This window comes from Siculibacillus lacustris, assembly GCF_004328075.1.
In the GTDB taxonomy this organism is placed as follows: Bacteria; Pseudomonadota; Alphaproteobacteria; order Rhizobiales; family Ancalomicrobiaceae; genus Siculibacillus; species Siculibacillus lacustris.
Genome location: NZ_SJFN01000001.1, coordinates 151,486 through 167,378 on the forward strand (window position 1 = coordinate 151,486; position 15,893 = coordinate 167,378).

The window sequence follows — 15,893 nt, forward strand, 5'->3', positions numbered from 1 at the left end:
GCTCACCCTGAGAACGTCGATCCACACCGGGCTCGATCGATCGAATTTCCGACTTGCGATGTCGAACGAGCGGCAAAGCGGTAGGGTCGCCGATCGCCGCGGAATGGGCATTTTCGTCGGGTGATGGCCGCCTCGGCCGGGTCCGGCCGATGAATGCCGCGATCGAAATGCATCGCATCGGTGTTTTTGATCGCTTTTCCGAATGATGCCGACAATTGGGCGATCCGCCCGGCCCCGCTTCGGGATCATTCCGAAAATCGATCGATCACGGTCGAATCTTTTCGCTTTCCCGCGACCCCGCGGCTGCGCCACGGTGAATTGACGAGTGATTATATCGACTATTCACCGAGCCTTCGGCCGGTGTGCAGCGAAAGGACGTCGACCATGAACGGAACCAGACGGGGCATCGACCGTCGACGGGTGCTCGGCCTGGCCGGGGCGATCGGCGGGCTCGCCGCCTTCGGCACCCCGGCGATCGCCGCCCGGCGGGAGATCCAGATCGGCACCAACTACGGCCTGCCGTTCCTGCCCTTCATCGTCGCCGAGAAGCTGCAGCTGTTCGACGCCGCCGCCCGCGACGCCGGGATCGGCGACGTCGCCTTCTCGGTGCGCCGCTTCGGCGTGGCGACGGCGCTGATCGACGCGATCCTCTCCGGCAACGTCCAGCTCGGCACGCTCGGCAGTCAGGCGCTGCTCAACGCCTATGAGAAGACCCGCACCAACGTCGGCTTCAAGGGCGTCTCGGCCTATTGGAAGGGCGTGTTCCCGATCTTCTCCAACGTGCCCGAGATCCGCTCGCTGAAGGACATCCGCCCGACCGACAAGATCGCCGTGCAGGGACCGAAGAGCGCCCAGGCGCTCTATCTGAAGCGCGCCGCCGAGGTCTATTTCGGCGAAGGCAACGCCGGCCGCTTCGACAACCAGATCGTCGTCATGGGCCATGCCGACGCGGTGCCGGCGCTGACCAAGTCCAAGGCGATCCAGGTCTATGTCAGCATCTCGCCCTTCGCCGAGATCGTCGCGGCCCAGGACGGCATCCACCGCATCGCCACCTCGCGCGATTTCGCCGATGCCTCGACCACCAACGCCTTCCTCGGCTCGATCGAGAGCTTCGTCGCCAAGAACCCCGACATCCACCCGGCGGTGATCGCCGCGCTCGACCGCGCCAACGCCTTCATCCTGGAAAATCCCGCCGACACCACCCGCTTCTATCTCGAGGCCGAACCGTCGGCGCTGCCGCTCGATCAGGTGCGGGCGATCGTCGAGGCCAACAAGGCGGAATACGCCACCCGCCCCGCCGGCCTGCTCGAAGCCTCGCGCTTCCTCAACCGGATCGGCGAGATGCAGCTGAAGCTCGACACCTGGCGCGAGGTGTTCTTCGCGCCGGTCCGCGACGGAGAGGGAAGTTGAGGACCGGGATGGTGTCGTCGCGACGCAATGCCGAGGACCCGGGAGAGCGCCATGTCGACTGAGACCATCGTGGTCCTCGGGGCCGGCGCGGTCGGGGTCTGCACCGCCTTCCAACTCGCGCGCGACGGCCATGCCGTCACGCTGATCGACCGGCTGGAGCCGGGCGGCGGCTGTTCGCGCGGCAACGCCGGGCTGATCCAGAGCGCCAGCGTCGTGCCGGTGGCCACCCCCGGCACGCTCGCCGCGGTGCCGCGGATGTTGCTCGATCCGGACCAGCCGCTGTTCGTGCGCTGGCGCCACCTGCCGACCCTCGCGCCCTATCTGCTGCGCTTCCTGCTCGCTGCCCGGCCGGCTCAGGTCGAGGCGAGTTCGCGGGCGCTGGCGACCATCGTGCCCCACGCCTATGAGGCCTGGCGCCCGGTACTCGCCGCCGCCGGCGCCGCCGATCTCGTGCGGCCGGCCGGCGAACTCCACGTCTACGAGACCGACGCCGCCCGGCGCGGCGCCGACTTCGCCATGGCGACGCGGCGGGCCCGCGGCGTCGAAGTCCGGGAGCTGACGGTCGCCGAGCTCGCCGAGCTCGAGCCGGCCCTGGCGCCGATCTTCCGCCATGCCGTCTATCTGCCGGCGGCCCATCAGACCGCCGATCCCTTCGTGGTGGTCGGGGCGGTGGCCCAGGCCTTCGCCGCCGCCGGCGGCCGGATCCTGCGCGCCGCCGCGACCGATCTGCGCTTCGTCGAGGGCCGCCCGACGGCGGTGGTCACCGAGGCCGGCGACGTCCCCTTCGATCGTCTGGTGATCGCCCTCGGCGCCCATTCCAAGCCCTGGGCACGACGGCTCGGCAGCCCGGTGCCGCTCGACGCCGAGCGCGGCTATCACCTGATGCTGCCCGAGCCGGGCGTGTCGCTGAACACCGCGGTGGTCTCCGGCGACTTCAAATTCGCCATGACCCGGCTCGCCGGCGGCCTTCGCCTCGCCGGTACCGCCGAGCTCGCCACCGTCGACGCCGCTCCCGACGAGCGTCGCGCCCGCCGCCTGCTGCCCCTCGCCCGGCGCCTGTTGCCCGGCCTCGACGGCCGCGGCGCGGTGCCGTGGATGGGGCCGCGGCCGTCGCTGCCCGACAGCCTGCCGGTGATCTCGCGCTCACCCCATCACCCGTCGGTGGTCTTCGCCTTCGGCCACGGCCATTCCGGGCTGTCGCTCGCCGCCCTGACCGGCGCCGCGGTCGCCGATCTGGTGGCCGGCCGGCCGCCGGCCCACGACCTCGCCCCCTTCGACATCCGCCGCTTCGACCGCCGCCTGCGGGCGGCCCGACCGACGGCTTCCGGGAGTTTCGCGCCATGACCGATCCCGTCGCCTCCCCGGCCGAGGCGATCTACCGACGGTTCGGCGTCGAACCGGTCGTCAACTGCGGCGGCTATCGCTCGTTCTACGGCAACAGCGCGCCGCCGGAAGCGGTGCGCCGCGCGATGTCCGACGCCGCCGGCGGCTTCGTGCTGATGACCGAGCTCGCCGAAGCCGCCGGGCGCCGGCTCGCCGAACTGACCGGCGCCGAATGGGGCTTGGTCACCGCCGGCTCGGCCGCCGCGCTGACGCTGGCCACCGCGGCCTGCGTCGCCGGCCGCGATCCCGACCGGATGCTGCGCCTGCCCCACGGCGCCGGCGACGCGGTGGTGCTGATGCCGGCCGGTCATCGCTTCGCCTATGATCAGGCGATCCGCCTGACCGGCTGCCGGATCGTCGAATTCGCCGATCGCGACGCTCTGGTCGCGGCCCTGGACCGCCACCGGGTGGTGATGGTCGCGCTGTTCGGCGAGCGCGAGACGCCGGCGTTGGCGCTCGAGCGCATCCTCGCCGAGACGCGCCCGCGCGGCATCCCGGTGCTGGTCGACGCCGCCTCGGAATTCCTCGAGGCCCCCGAGCGCTGGACGGCGCGCGGCGCCGATCTGGTGGTCTATTCGGTCGGCAAGGCGATGCGCGGCCCCTCGGCGACCGGGCTTTTGCTCGGACGCGCCGCGCTGGTGCGCGCCGCCTGGATCAACGGCCCGCCGCATCAGAGCTTCGGGCGACCGCTGAAGATCGCCAAGGAGCAGATCGTCGGCGCCCTGGTCGCCGTGGAGACCTGGCTCGCCCGCGACGCCGCCGCCGAACGGGCCGAATGGCTCGCCCGCCTCGACACGGTCGCCGCGGCCCTCGACGGGCTCGACGGCGTCACGACCGAACGCGACGATCGCCCCGGGATCGTCCCGCGCCTGCGCATCCACTGGTCGGTCGAGCGCACCGGCTTCGATTTCACCGCCTTGCGCGACCGCCTGCTCGCCGGCGGGCCGCGCATCCTTCTCGACGACTACGGCGGCGCGGCGGATGCGACGCTGGTCAGCCCGCTCGGGCTCGATGGGGACAGCGCAGCGTTGGTCGGCCGGGCGCTGCGGAGCGCCTTCGCCGCGGCGCCGGTCGCCGCGGTCGCACCGGCGGCGCCGATCGGCGGGCTGTCGGGATCGTGGCGGGTGGTGATCGACTTCGCCGATGCGCCGGTCGAGCACCATTTCGAACTGGTCCAGATCGACGGCCGGTTGACCGGCCTGCATCGGCTCGGCGACGGCGTCGCGGCGCTCGAAGGCCACGAGGCGGGCGGCGCGGTGGTGCTGGAATTGACCCACCGGGTCGAAGACAATTACGTCCGCCACACCTTCGAGGCTAGGCTCGGCGCCGACGGTCGGCTCGTCGGCCGGGTCACGACCGGCGCCGCCGCCTCGCACACCCGCGGCCCGACCACCTTCGGCCAGTTCGGTTCGGTGGCGTGGCAGGGCGAGCGGGTCGCGCCGGCCACGCCGATCCCGACGTCACCCGCGCCGGCGATCCACCGGATCAACCCGGACGGCCTGCGCCACCGCGCCGACGCGACGATCGCCGCGGGTCTGGTGTTCGTTTCGGGGGTGATGCCGAGCGACCCGACCCTCGACCTCGCCGAACAGGTCCGCGACGCCCTCGCCCAGATCGACGCGCGCCTCGCCGCCGCCGGCAGCGACCGCTCGCGCCTGCTGGCTGCCACCATCTGGCTCACCGACCTCGCCGACGTCGCGGTGTTCAACACCGTGTGGAACGCCTGGATCGTGCCGGGCGATGAACCGGCCCGCGCCTGCGTCCAAGCCGGCCTGCAGGGGGGAGGACGTCTGGAGATCGCCGTCACCGCGGCGGCGTGATGCGCGGCCCTGCCCCGATGCGCGGGCCGGTGATCGCGGTCGATGAAAAGAATTCCGCACTATAGTCGTGTTATTCAATGTACTATATCGGACTTTAACCAGGATCGGCCGTCGTGTCGGTGCACGGCGCCACGGCCGACCTCCCGACGAACCAGATCACCGCCGCTTCGCCGCGGCCGGATCGAGGATGCCCGCGCATGAAGACCTCTCTCGCCATCGCCGCCCTGTTTCTCGCCTTCCTGCCCGCCGCCGCCTCGGCCGATCAACTCGACGATGTCAAGGCGAAGGGCGAACTGGTCTGCGGCACCATCGGCACCGTTCCGATCTTCAGCTTCCAGTCGCCGACCGACCGTCAGACCGTCGGCTACGACATCGACATCTGCAACGCGGTGGCAGCCCAACTGAAGGTCAAGCCGTCGCTGAAGCTGGTGTCCGGGCCGGCGCGGATCCCCGAGCTGACCCAGAACCGCTACGACATCATCGTCTCGACGCTCGGTTGGACCAAGGAACGCGCCGCCCAGGTCGACTATTCCGACGTCTACTGGGTCTCCAATCAATATGTCGCGGTGCGCAGCGATTCCGGCGTCGGCACCCTCGCCGCCCTCTCGGGGCGCAAGCTCTCGGCCCAGTCGGCCTCGACCTCGGCGCTCGCCGCCAAGGCGGCACTGCCGGATTCCGAACTGCTGACCTTCGAAGACGTGCCGCAGTCGTTCCTCGCCGTGCAGCAGGGCAAGACGGTCGGCATCGTGCTGTCAGAACTGATGCTCGAGCGCTACCGCGCCGAGACCGCCGGCAAACCGGGGGCGATCACCATCCTGCGCGAGAAGCCGCTGATGATCGAATACGACGGCATCGGCGTGCGCAAGGGCGAGGTGCGCCTGCTCCAGGCGGTCAACGACGCGCTCCATGCCATCGAGGCCTCGGGCGAACTCGACCGCATCTTCGATCGCTGGCTCGGCAAGGACAGCGAGTTCAAGCTCACCCGCGGCTTCAAGGTCGCGCCGATCCCGCAGACCTGACGGCGGCTGAACCCAGACGAGGCGCGGCGATGATCCGGTTCGAGCAGGTCGGCAAGACATGGCGCGACGGCAGCGCCGCCCTCGAGGCGGTCGACGGCGAGGTGCGGCGCGGCGAAGTGGTCGCGCTTTGCGGGCCCTCGGGCGCCGGCAAGTCGACCTTGCTGCGCACCGTCAATCGCCTCGTCGAGGTCGATCGCGGCCGGGTGGTGCTCGACGGCACCGACGTGCGCCGGCTGCGGCTCGATCGGCTGCGGCGGCGTGTCGGCTTCGTGTTCCAGTCGATCGACCTGTTCCGCCATCTCTCGGCGGTCGACAACGTCGCGCTGATCCTGCGCCGGGCCGGCGGCCTTTCGCGCGGCGAATCCCGGCAACGGGCCGAGCTCTGGCTCGACCGGGTCGGCATGGCCGATCGCGCCGGATCGTTGCCTGCCGCGCTGTCCGGCGGCCAGCAGCAGCGCGTCGCCATCGCCCGGGCGATGTGCCTCGATCCGGAGGTGCTGCTCCTCGACGAGCCGACCAGCGCCCTCGACCCGGAACTGGTCACCGGCGTTAGGACCTTGCTGCGCGACCTCGCCGCCCGCGGCACGACGATGATCGTCGTCACCCACGAGGCCGGTTTCGCCCGGGGCGTGGCGGATCGCCTGTGGCAGGTGACGAATGGCCGCCTGGTCGCCGACCGGCCGGCCCGCGAGGCGGCGGCATGATCGACATCCTCAGCGATCATTGGCTGATTCTGCTGATCGGCCAGTATCCGCACGGGCCGCTCGGCGGTCTGGCGATGACCGTGATCATGGCGGTGACGTCGCTGGCGCTCGCCTTGCCGCTGGCCCTGGCGATCGCCGTGGCGCGCACCGAAGGGACGCCGCGGATCGCGCGGGCAGCGCAGATCTTCGTCGATCTGGTCCGGGCGATTCCGCTGCTGATGTTCGTGTTCTGGGTCTATTTCGCGGCGCCGGTGCTGCTCGGTCGGCCGATCGGCGGGGTGGCGACGATGATCGCCGCGCTGGTGATCTACGAGAGCAGCTATCTGTCGGAGATCGTCCGCGCCGGCATCGAGGCGATCCCCGACGGCCAGATCGAGGCGGCCCGTTCGCTCGGGCTGCGCCGCTGGCCGATCCTGTCGCGGGTGGTGTTGCCGCAAGCCCTCCAGGCCTCGGCGCCGAGCCTGATCGTCCAGCTCAATTCGACGGTGAAGGAGACGTCGCTGGCCTTCGTCATCAGCGCGCCCGAGCTGACCTTCTCGGCGACCCAGATCAACGCCGTGCTGATGACCCGCCCGCTCAAGGTCTTCGCGCTGCTCGCCGCGGTCTATTTCTGCCTGTGCGGCTCCCTGTCCCTGGCCGCCGGCCTGATGGAAACCCAATTTCGCCGGCGCCGGGCGAACTGAGACGAGCGTCGCTCTCGGATGGCCCGCGTACCCGCGCGGTTCGTCGGGTCGCGAGCGCCGGCAGGCTGTTCGACCGTCGCGGGCCTGCGGTCGCCGGCCCGGCGGCCGGTGCGAACTCAGCCCTTGCGGACGGCGACCGCGCCGAAGTCGGAGATTTCCGGGAAGCGTCCGTCGGGGGGTGTCGCCTCGCGCACCACGTGGACCACCGCCAGTCCTGCGGCCTGCGCGGCGATCAGCTCGCGCGGGTTGTCGGAGAAGAACAGGATCCGCGCCGGATCCCCACCGATCGCCGCGGCGATGCGCTCATAGGATTCGGGGTCGATCTTCGGTCCGATCTCGGTGTCCCAATGGCCGGAGAACAAGTGGCCGAGATCGCCGGCGGTGCTGAATTGGAAATAGAGGCGCTGGCAGAAGACCGAGCCCGACGAGTAGACGTAGAGGGGAATGCCCGCGCCGTTCCACGCCTCGAGCGCGATCCGGGCGTCGTCCCAGATGTGGCCGCGGAACACCCCGCCGCGATAGCCGCTCTCCCAGATCAGGCCCTGGATGGTCTTCAGCGGCGGCGCCTTGCGATCTTCGCCGATCCAGCCGCGCAGGATCGCGACCGGATCGCCGTCGTGGCCGGCGAGCGCCCGCGTCGCGTCGAGGATCTCCGCCACCTCCGGATCGTCGGCATGGGCCGCGACGAAGCCGGCCAAGTGGGCGGCGGAATAGGGAAAGAGGACGTCGGCGACGAAGGACTGCGACGCGATCGTCCCTTCGATGTCGAGGAGGACCGCCGCGACGTCGAAGCCGAGATCCGGGGTGTGCGTCATGCTCTGTGCTCCGTCGTCGCCGATGTCGCGGGCGACCCTCGCTCAGGCGACCAGCGCCGCCTCGACCGCCAGCGCGATCGCGTCGCCGGTATAGAGCGCTTCCCACTTCGGTTCGGCGGTGAAGATGCGCACCGCCGTGAAGTTCGGCTCGGTGCCGGCGTCGAACCAGTGCTTGACCCCCTTCGGCACCAACAGGAGATCGCCCTGCTCGCCGTCGATCTGGATCAATTGGTCGTCGATGTGCAGATAGAACACTCCGGTCCCCTCGGCGAAGAACCGCACTTCGTCGTCGGCGTGGGTATGTTCCTGCAGGAAGGCGGTGCGCAGCTTCTCCCGATCCGGGTGATCGGGGCGCAGGCGGACGACGTCGGCGCCCTGGTAGCCGCCGACCTCCTTCAGCCGCCCGATCCGCTCGCCGTAGAGCTCGAGCGCCACCGACGGATCGGCGTCGGCGGGGAGATCGCCGGCGACCTCCCAATGCTCGTAGAGCGCGCCGAGGTCGGCGAACGCCGCGGCGATCGCCGCGCGATCGGTGGTCTCGAAGCGGATTTCCGTCGGCCGGGCGGCCTCACGTACCACCAGTCTGGTCATGGCTCTGCTCTCTCCGATCGAGGGGTGGGACGGGTCACGCGGCGAATTGCTTCAGCGCGAGGATCTGGGCGAACAACACTTCCAGCGCCTCGAGATGGCGCTCCGCCTCGGCCGCCGTCGCGCCCCAGGCGTAGAGGCCATGGCCGGCGAGGAGATAACCCGGCGCGGCGACGACCCCGGCGACCGGCTGCGCCTGCCGCTCGGCGATCCGCTCGGCCAGCGCCGCGGTGTCCTGATCATTGGCGAAGATCGGCACCTCGACGGTCGCTTCGTGGGTCCGGACCGAGGCGAGCGCCTTCTGCAATTCCCAACCGGAGATCCGCACCGCCCCTTCGGCGAGCAGGCCGGCGCCGATCACCGAGGCCGCCGGCGAATGGGTGTGGAAGATCGCGCCGATCTCCGGCCGGGCGCGGTAGAGGCCGAGATGCAGCGGCGTCTCGGCGGAGGCCCGCGCCACCGGCGGCGCGTCGACCGGTTGGATCAGCACGTCGTCGGGGGTCAGCCGCCCCTTGTCGACTCCCGAGCGGGTCAGAGCCACGGTCTCGGCATCGATGCGCACCGAGAAATTGCCCGAGGTCGCCGGCACCCAGCCGCGCAGCGCGGCGGAACGCCCGGCGGCGACGACGGCAGCGACCGCGGTGGCGACCGCCGACGCGTCGGAAACCGGCGGGGCGGGCTGGACGGAAGACAGGGCATTCATCCGGCACCTCGGGGACGACGGGTCGATGGGACCCCAGGATCGACCGAGACCGCCGCCGCCGCGAGACACCGCCGTTGTCTTTGTCGTGCCGAAAGCGGAACGGCATTGCGCGAACCGTTCGCAAACCGGTCGGATCGACTTTTACCGCCGCGGCCGCGGCCGCGGCTCCGGCTCGGGGATCGCGCACCGCCGCCGGTCCGTTTCGCCGGCGAGAACGAGCGGCAGTGGACCGAACGGGTCGCGGGCGGGGAGTCCGCAGAACCGGGATCGGAAGAAACGGTTCGTCGCAACCCGGTCGAGATCGGTTCGACATTGTTCGGCCTGCGTATTTCCTCTCCTCGAGCAGATTCGCCGGGTGATCGACGAGACCCTCGCGGTGCCGATCTGCGACCAGACTCCGTTGCGGGACGGGCACGAGGCCTTCGGCCGCCGCTTCGACGGGGCGCTCGCCTGGACCGGCGGCCAAGGGCTCGAAGCCGGAGCCGGGCAGGTCTGTCCGCAGACCGAACACCCGGTGGTCGCCACCCACCCGCGCGCCGGACCGCGGTTCCTCCGTGTCGATCGGGCCTTCACGAGCCACTTCGTCCGACCGACCCCGGGTCGAGCACGACGCCGTCCTCGAATTGCCGTTCCGCCACGTCGAGACCGGGCTCGCCTTCCAGGCGCGGGTGCGCCGGCAGCCGAATTCGCTCGCGAGCTGAGACAGTCGGGCGGTCCAGCACCATGCGGTGTGGGACCCTTTCCCGTCCGAGCGGGCCGGCGAACGCGTCTCGGGGGTCTCGGGGCTCGCCCCGACCGCCTGACCTGCGGCGATCGCCGCGGCGACCCGCATCACCTCGGCCGGCGCGGCTCCCCGCCGCAGGCGACCGACCATGACGGCGAGACGGCGATCCATGTGGGCGAAGGCGACGCGCAAGGCCGGTCGTGCCGCCGCGCCCCGGATGCACACGGCGGCGACCTCGGCCCCTGCGAGCCCGACCCGATCGTCGCGCCGTCACGCGCCGCCGTCAGCGCCGGCGTCGATCGGACTGCGCCACGCTCCGCATGCCGGTTCTCCGCCGTCGACCGGAACGTCGTTTCGCGAGGACGGGTTCAGTTTGGCACGATCGGCCTGTTTAAATATTATTTGTTCGATAGAATTAATATACCTCAGCGAAACCACCGCTCGGCCTCGTCGGTGTGCCACCGCCGAACGACGCCACACCCGCACTCGGAGGCCCGATGACCATCCAGACCCCCACCGCCGATCGCCTCCACGCCGACACCCTGGTGCTGCACGGCGGCAGCTATCGCAGCGACCCGGCCACCGCCGCGGTGGCGGTACCGATCTATCAGACGACGTCGTTCCAGTTCGAGAGCACCGCCAAGGCGGCGCGCGTCGCCCGTCTGGAGGAGATCGCCTTCACCTATTCGCGGGTCGCCAACCCGACCGTCGACGCCTTCGAGCGGCGCCTCGCGGCGCTGGAGGGCGGCGTCGCGGCGCTCGCCCTCGGGTCCGGCCAGGCGGCGGTGGCCTTCGCCGTGCTGGCGCTGCTCGAAGCCGGCGACAACATCGTCACTTCCGACGCCCTCTACGGCGGCAGCGTCAATCTCTTCCGCTACCGGCTGGCGCAGTTCGGCATCGAGGCGCGCTTCGTCGATCCCACCGACCCGGACGCCTTCCGCCGCGCCACCGACGACCGCACCCGGCTCTATTTCGGCGAGGCCCTGGCCAACCCCAAGCTCACCGTGTTCCCGATCCGCGAGGTCGCCGAGATCGGCCGACCGCTCGGCATCCCGCTGATCATCGACAACACCGCGACGCCACTCACCGTGCGCCCCTTCGATCACGGCGCCGCCGTGGTGGTCTATTCGGCGACCAAGTACATCGGCGGCCACGGCACCACCATCGGCGGCGCGATCATCGATTCGGGCACCTTCCCCTGGTCCGACTTCCCCGAACGCCAACCGGCGATCAACCGGCCAGACCCGAGTTACGGCGATCGCAGCTGGAACGAGATCGCCGAGCGCTTCGGGCCGATCGCCTATGTGCTGCGGACCCGCGCCACGCTGTTGCGCGACTTCGGCGCCACGCTGGCGGCCCAGAGCGCCTTCCAGCTGATCCAGGGCCTGGAGACCTTGCCGCTGCGCATCGCCCGCCACAACGAGAACGCCATCCGCGTCGCCGATCACCTCGCCGCGCATCCGAAAGTGGCGCGGGTGGTGTTTCCCGGCCTGCAGCAGGGCGAGGAGCGGCGCCGCGCCGATACCTATCTCCAGGGCGGTTGGGGCGCGCTGATCGGCTTCGAGCACGTCGACGGGGCCGACGCCGCCAAACGCTTCATCGACGCGCTGGAGCTGATCTATCATCTCGCCAACATCGGCGACGCCCGCTCGCTGGCGGTCCACCCGGCCTCGACGATCCACGCCCAGTTGAGCGAGGCGGAGCAGCTCGCCGCCGGCGTGACCCCGGGCTTCGTCCGCCTGTCGATCGGCATCGAGAGGATCGACGACATCCTGCGCGACATCGACCGGGCGCTGGCCCGCAGCTGATCGTCCCCCGCGCAGCGCCCGGAAGCGGCGCCACGCCCGATCCCGTCACGCCGACGGCGGCGGCTCGAACAGCGCCGCGAGGTCGGCGTGATGGGCGCGCGCCACGTCCGGGTGCGAGCGCAGCCGCTGCTTCAACTGATTGAGCCCGGTGTCGCGGAACAGCGGATTGGCCGGATCGCTCGCCGGTCCGCGCGCCAGCCGCGCCAAGTCCGGCGGCAGGGTCAGGCGGGGGATTTCGACGCCGAGCCGGGCGGCGAAGAAGAAGGCGACCGACAGCCGGTCGACCTCGGCCGGCGGCGACACCACCCGGTGCACCGTGGCGCGCAGATAGCCGTCGGTGGCGAGTTCGAGCAACTCGCCGATGTTGACGACGAAACTGCCGGGGATCGGCGGGGCGGCGATCCAGCGCCCGTCGAGCGCCTCGACCTCGAGCCCGGCCTGGACGTCCTGGAGCAGCAGGGTCAGAAACCCGCCGTCCTTGTGCGGCCCGACGCCCTGATCGCCGTCGTCGCCGATGAGCCCGGGATAGCGGATGATCTTCAGCCGATGATTGGGCGCTTCCGCCCAGATCGGCGCCAGCGCGTCCGCCGGCAGGCCCAGCGCCTCGGCGAAGGCCGAAAACAATCGCCCGCCGACCGCCTCCAGCGCGCTCTGCCAGGCTTCGACCACCGGGCGCAACTCGGGCAGCGCCGCCGGCCACTGGTTCGGCCCCTGCAGCCGCGTCCAGGCCGGCTGCGTCCCGTCCTGGGCGACCGCCGGGCGCTCGACCGCGAAATCGATCTGCTCGCGGCGATCCGGCCGACCGCGGGTGTGTTCGTTGCCGACCGGGGTGTAGCCGCGGAAATGCGGCGAGCGGACGATGTCGATGGCGCGCTTGTCCGCCGCCGGCAGGGCGAAGAAGCGTCGCGCCAGGACCCGGATGTCGGTCGACAGCGCTTCCGGCACACCGTGGCCGACGAGGTAGAAGAAGCCGACGTCGCGCGCCGCGGCACCGAGCTCGGCGAGAAAGGCGGCACGGTCGTCGGTCGGACCGGACAGGCGACGGAGATCGAGGATGGGAAGGGTTTCGGTCATCGGCGGGTGATCCGGTCGGAGAGGGATGGGGGCGGACGGCGTCTCCCGACCCGCACGGGGCATGATCGGGGAGGAGGAACTCCGGTTCGGCGAAGGCCCCGGCGTCGGCGAGACTCCGGGCGATCGCCGCGCTCAGGATCGCCGAACCCGGCGCCGCGGGGAACCACGCGGCATCGCGACCGCGCAGCGACCGCCTCGCCCGAGCCCGTGCCCTCGGCCGGCCCGGGTCGACGCACCGGCGAGATCGTCCCGCAGGTCGTCGACCGCCGCCGATCGATGCGACCGCGGCCGCAGCCGTTGTCGGGATCGCCGGCTCAGGTGGTCGAGGGATCGATCGGCGGGATGATCGCCCCGGTCGCCCCGCCCTCGGGGGAAGGTCGGCGCGCGGCGGAAATCGACTCGCCGGCGCGCCGTCGTCGGTTCAGGCGGGATAGCGCCCGTGGAACGCCGTTTCGGTCACCGGCCGGCGGCCGTTGGGGGTTTCGCGAGCCCGCAGGGCATCGGGCAGGCTCGCCGGATCGCCGGCCCGGCCGATCACCACCACCGCCTGGGGGTGGACGTCGGCGGGAAGGGCGAACTCGCTTCGCGCCCGGTCGGCGTCGAAGCCGGCGGCGGCGTGGGCCGACCAGCCGAGCGCGTGGGCCTGCAGCGCCAGGCTGACCCAGGCGGCGCCGGTGTCGAAGGCGTGATGGCCGGCGGCCTGTTCCGGCGCATCGGGCGCCGCCCGGAAGGTCGACTTCGACAGGACCAGCACGATCGCCGAGGCGGAGCGCGCCCAGCCCTGGTTGAACTCGTTGAGCAGCCCGAACAGCGGACCCCACTCCGGCGTCCCGGCCTTGGCCCAGACGAAGCGCCAGGGCTGCGAATTATAGGCCGACGGCGCCCAGCGCGCCGCCTCGAACAGGCTCGCCAGGACGGTGTCGGGGATCGTCTCGCCGGTGAAGGCGCGGGGCGACCAGCGTTCGACGAACAGCGGGAGGATCGGATGATCGGTCTTGCGGGCGGAGGGGGCGGACATGGGAACTCCTGAGGTGGGATGCACGGACGGCGGCCGCAGAGGGCGACCGGGCCGCGCCGCGGCGGCGCCTCCCTCGTGCTCGACGGAGGCGCCGCGGCCGGTGTCGTCACCATCCCAGATGCGGGCCTCCCGCGGGAGGCCGGCGAGCGGCCGATCGGGGCGGGCGACGGACAAACTATGCTCCCGGGAACGGCGATCGGGAAATGCCCGTCCCCGCAACGGCGCCGCCCACCGCACGCATCGCCGCCCCGGCGCCGACCTTCGGTGCCGCCTGTCGGGTGGCGCTGGTGGTGACCGCGCTGGGCGCGGTTCAGATCATGTAGGTGAAGGACGCGTAGCCGCCGTCGGGCAGGTTCTGGTCCATGGTCTTCGACGGATCGTCGCTGCCGGCGCCGCCGACCACCCGCGCCGGAATGCCGGCGACCGTGGTGTGCGGCGCCACCGGCTTCAACACCACCGAGCCGGCCGCGACGCGCGCGCCGGGTCCGACGGTGATCGCCCCGAGGATCTTGGCGCCGGCGCCGATCAACGATCCATGCAGGATCTTGGGATGGCGATCGCCGGTCGCCTTGCCGGTGCCGCCCAGCGTCACGTCCTGGAGGAGCGAGATCTCGTCCTCCAGCACCGCGGTCTCGCCGACCACCAGACCGGTGGCGTGATCGAGAAAGATCCCCGTGCCGAACACCGCCGCCGGGTGGATGTCGGTCTGGAAGGTCTCGGAGGAGCGGCTCTGCAGGGTCAGGGCGAGGTCCAGGCGGCCGTCGAGCCACAGGCGATGGGCCAACCGATGGGTCTGAATCGCCGACCAGCCCTTGAAGAACAGGAAGGGCTCGATCAGCCGCTCGCAGGCCGGATCGCGGTCGACCACCGCGACGATGTCGGCGCGGAACCCGTCTTCGATCTCCGGATCGGAGGCCAGGGCGGCACGAAAGGCGTCGAGCAGCAGATCCATCGACAGGGCGTCGCGGGCCAGACGCATCGCCAGCCGATGCAGCACCGCATCGGCGAAGTCGACGCGATCGAGGATCGACGTCAGCACCAGCCCGCCGAGCGCCGGCTCCGTGGTCATCACCGCTCCGGCTTCCGACCGCAGCCGCCGCCAGATCTCGTCGCCCTCGGTGCGCCGCCCGTCCTCGGCGACGAGGGTCACGGCGCGAAACGTCGTTCGTGTCACCGACCCCTCCCCGGCTCGCCACGAGCCCACCGCCCGCGACGACGGCAGCTCACCATCCGAGCAGAGGACGGGCGCCGGATCAAAACATGGGCGACCCAATCGACGACGTCGGGAAGAACCACTTGCTCCGATCCCCGGGCTGCGTCGAAGCCCATACCCTTCGACGCGGACTCTAGGGCGGGGCTCCTCCCGCGCGAGCCGCTGCCGGCTCGATCGTCAAGGCGGCGCCGTGGCTCGCCGCGGGGTCGAGACGCTCGGCCCGAAGGCCTGCGAGCGCCACCCGCACCACGCCTTCGCCGCGCCCGGCGAGGTGTGCCGCGGCGCCGGCATCTCGGGCGTCGACCAGTTCGACCCGGGTGTCGGCGAGGTCGACGGCGACCAGCGCGCCGGCGACCCGCACCGCGCCGTCGCCGAGCAACCGCCGCCAGCGGGCGGCACTGGCGGCGAGATCGCGGACCGCGACGGTCACCCGGGCGATGCCGACCACGCCGTTGGCGTGGAGGCGCCCGTCGCCCTCGGGCACCCGCAGGGCGCGCGGCGTCACGTCGGCGCACCAGAACGGCAGATCGGCGGTCGCGGGACGGGCCACTTGCCAGTCGAGCCGGACGCCGTCGGGCCGCAGCCGGCCGCCCGGCGACGGGCCGACCAGATCGAGCCCGCGCGCCCGGGCCGCGTCGGCGTCGCGCGCGATCGAGGCGGGCAGCAGCGCGAAGTCGACGAAGCCCTCGCCGGATTCGGTCAGGCGACGCCACCAGCGGTTTTCGGGGACGGGCGCACGGTAGGCGATCAGTTCGAAATAGGTGCCGTCGGCGAAGACCACCAGGGCATTGTGAGAGACGCCGTTGGTGTGATCGCCGCCCGGCGTCACGGTGAAGCCGAGGTTGCGCCAATCGGCGATCGCCCGGTCGAGATCGGTGACCGCGACGACGACGTGGTCGAGGGTGAAGCTCATGGCTCTCTCCAGGCGCGC

14 protein-coding genes are annotated in these 15,893 nt (G+C 71.4%); 7 read left to right on the plus strand and 7 right to left on the minus strand.

The genetic code is table 11. From position 1 onward, the window contains the following. Nucleotides 1–384: 384 nt before the first annotated feature. The 6 genes from EYW49_RS00760 to EYW49_RS00785 all read left to right on the plus strand — a co-directional run bounded on the left by EYW49_RS00760 (nt 385) and on the right by EYW49_RS00785 (nt 7,019). Nucleotides 385–1,410 carry an ABC transporter substrate-binding protein gene (locus EYW49_RS00760; RefSeq protein ID WP_165498080.1) on the plus strand — a complete coding sequence of 342 codons (1,026 nt, stop codon included), beginning with the start codon at nt 385–387 and terminating at the stop codon, nt 1,408–1,410. A 51-nt stretch (nt 1,411–1,461) separates the two neighbouring features. Next, nucleotides 1,462–2,754 (plus strand): NAD(P)/FAD-dependent oxidoreductase, encoded by a 1,293-nt coding sequence (locus EYW49_RS00765; protein ID WP_165498081.1) that lies wholly within the window; start codon nt 1,462–1,464, stop codon nt 2,752–2,754. Next, complete coding sequence (locus EYW49_RS00770) at nt 2,751–4,613, plus strand: Rid family hydrolase (protein ID WP_131304914.1); 1,863 nt, start codon at nt 2,751–2,753, stop codon at nt 4,611–4,613. The genes EYW49_RS00765 and EYW49_RS00770 overlap by 4 nt, the downstream gene beginning before the upstream one ends. 197 nt (nt 4,614–4,810) lie before the next feature. Next, nucleotides 4,811–5,632, plus strand: a complete 822-nt coding sequence (locus tag EYW49_RS00775; protein ID WP_131304915.1) for a transporter substrate-binding domain-containing protein — start codon at nt 4,811–4,813, stop codon at nt 5,630–5,632. A gap of 29 nt (nt 5,633–5,661) precedes the next feature. After that, nucleotides 5,662–6,336: an amino acid ABC transporter ATP-binding protein gene (locus EYW49_RS00780; RefSeq protein ID WP_131304917.1), complete on the plus strand. Its 675-nt coding sequence runs from the start codon at nt 5,662–5,664 to the stop codon at nt 6,334–6,336. Beyond that, nucleotides 6,333–7,019 (plus strand): amino acid ABC transporter permease, encoded by a 687-nt coding sequence (locus tag EYW49_RS00785; RefSeq protein ID WP_131304919.1) that lies wholly within the window; start codon nt 6,333–6,335, stop codon nt 7,017–7,019. The genes EYW49_RS00780 and EYW49_RS00785 overlap by 4 nt, the downstream gene beginning before the upstream one ends. 116 nt (nt 7,020–7,135) lie before the next feature. Here the strand turns inward: EYW49_RS00785 and mtnC are convergent, their stop codons facing one another. From mtnC to mtnB, 3 genes are read right to left on the minus strand one after another with little or no spacing between them, the layout of a single operon-like run. Further along, nucleotides 7,136–7,834 (minus strand): acireductone synthase, encoded by a 699-nt coding sequence (gene mtnC / locus EYW49_RS00790; protein ID WP_131304921.1) that lies wholly within the window; start codon nt 7,832–7,834, stop codon nt 7,136–7,138. Nucleotides 7,835–7,876: 42 nt separating this feature from the next. Beyond that, complete coding sequence (locus EYW49_RS00795) at nt 7,877–8,425, minus strand: cupin domain-containing protein (RefSeq protein WP_131304923.1); 549 nt, start codon at nt 8,423–8,425, stop codon at nt 7,877–7,879. Between the two features lie 34 nt (nt 8,426–8,459). After that, nucleotides 8,460–9,125, minus strand: coding sequence for a methylthioribulose 1-phosphate dehydratase (gene mtnB, locus EYW49_RS00800; RefSeq protein WP_131304925.1), 666 nt, complete (start codon nt 9,123–9,125; stop codon nt 8,460–8,462). 1,221 nt (nt 9,126–10,346) lie between these two features. On the opposite strand from mtnB, the gene EYW49_RS00805 reads away from it, so the two are divergent. Further along, on the plus strand, nt 10,347–11,657 hold the full coding sequence (locus EYW49_RS00805; protein WP_131304927.1) for an O-acetylhomoserine aminocarboxypropyltransferase/cysteine synthase family protein: 1,311 nt from the start codon (nt 10,347–10,349) through the stop codon (nt 11,655–11,657). A gap of 45 nt (nt 11,658–11,702) precedes the next feature. On the opposite strand, the gene EYW49_RS00810 is transcribed toward EYW49_RS00805, so the two are convergent. From EYW49_RS00810 to EYW49_RS00825, 4 genes are all read right to left on the minus strand, one after another. Then, nucleotides 11,703–12,731 (minus strand): isopenicillin N synthase family dioxygenase, encoded by a 1,029-nt coding sequence (locus EYW49_RS00810; protein WP_131304929.1) that lies wholly within the window; start codon nt 12,729–12,731, stop codon nt 11,703–11,705. 421 nt (nt 12,732–13,152) lie between these two features. Next, on the minus strand, nt 13,153–13,749 hold the full coding sequence (locus EYW49_RS00815; protein WP_131304931.1) for a nitroreductase family protein: 597 nt from the start codon (nt 13,747–13,749) through the stop codon (nt 13,153–13,155). A gap of 310 nt (nt 13,750–14,059) precedes the next feature. Beyond that, nucleotides 14,060–14,899: a serine O-acetyltransferase gene (locus tag EYW49_RS00820; RefSeq protein WP_228259359.1), complete on the minus strand. Its 840-nt coding sequence runs from the start codon at nt 14,897–14,899 to the stop codon at nt 14,060–14,062. Nucleotides 14,900–15,095: 196 nt separating this feature from the next. Then, the gene (locus EYW49_RS00825; protein WP_131304933.1) at nt 15,096–15,875 is read right to left on the minus strand and encodes a VOC family protein; all 780 of its coding nucleotides are present in this window, start codon (nt 15,873–15,875) and stop codon (nt 15,096–15,098) included. Between the last annotated feature and the right edge of the window lie 18 nt (nt 15,876–15,893).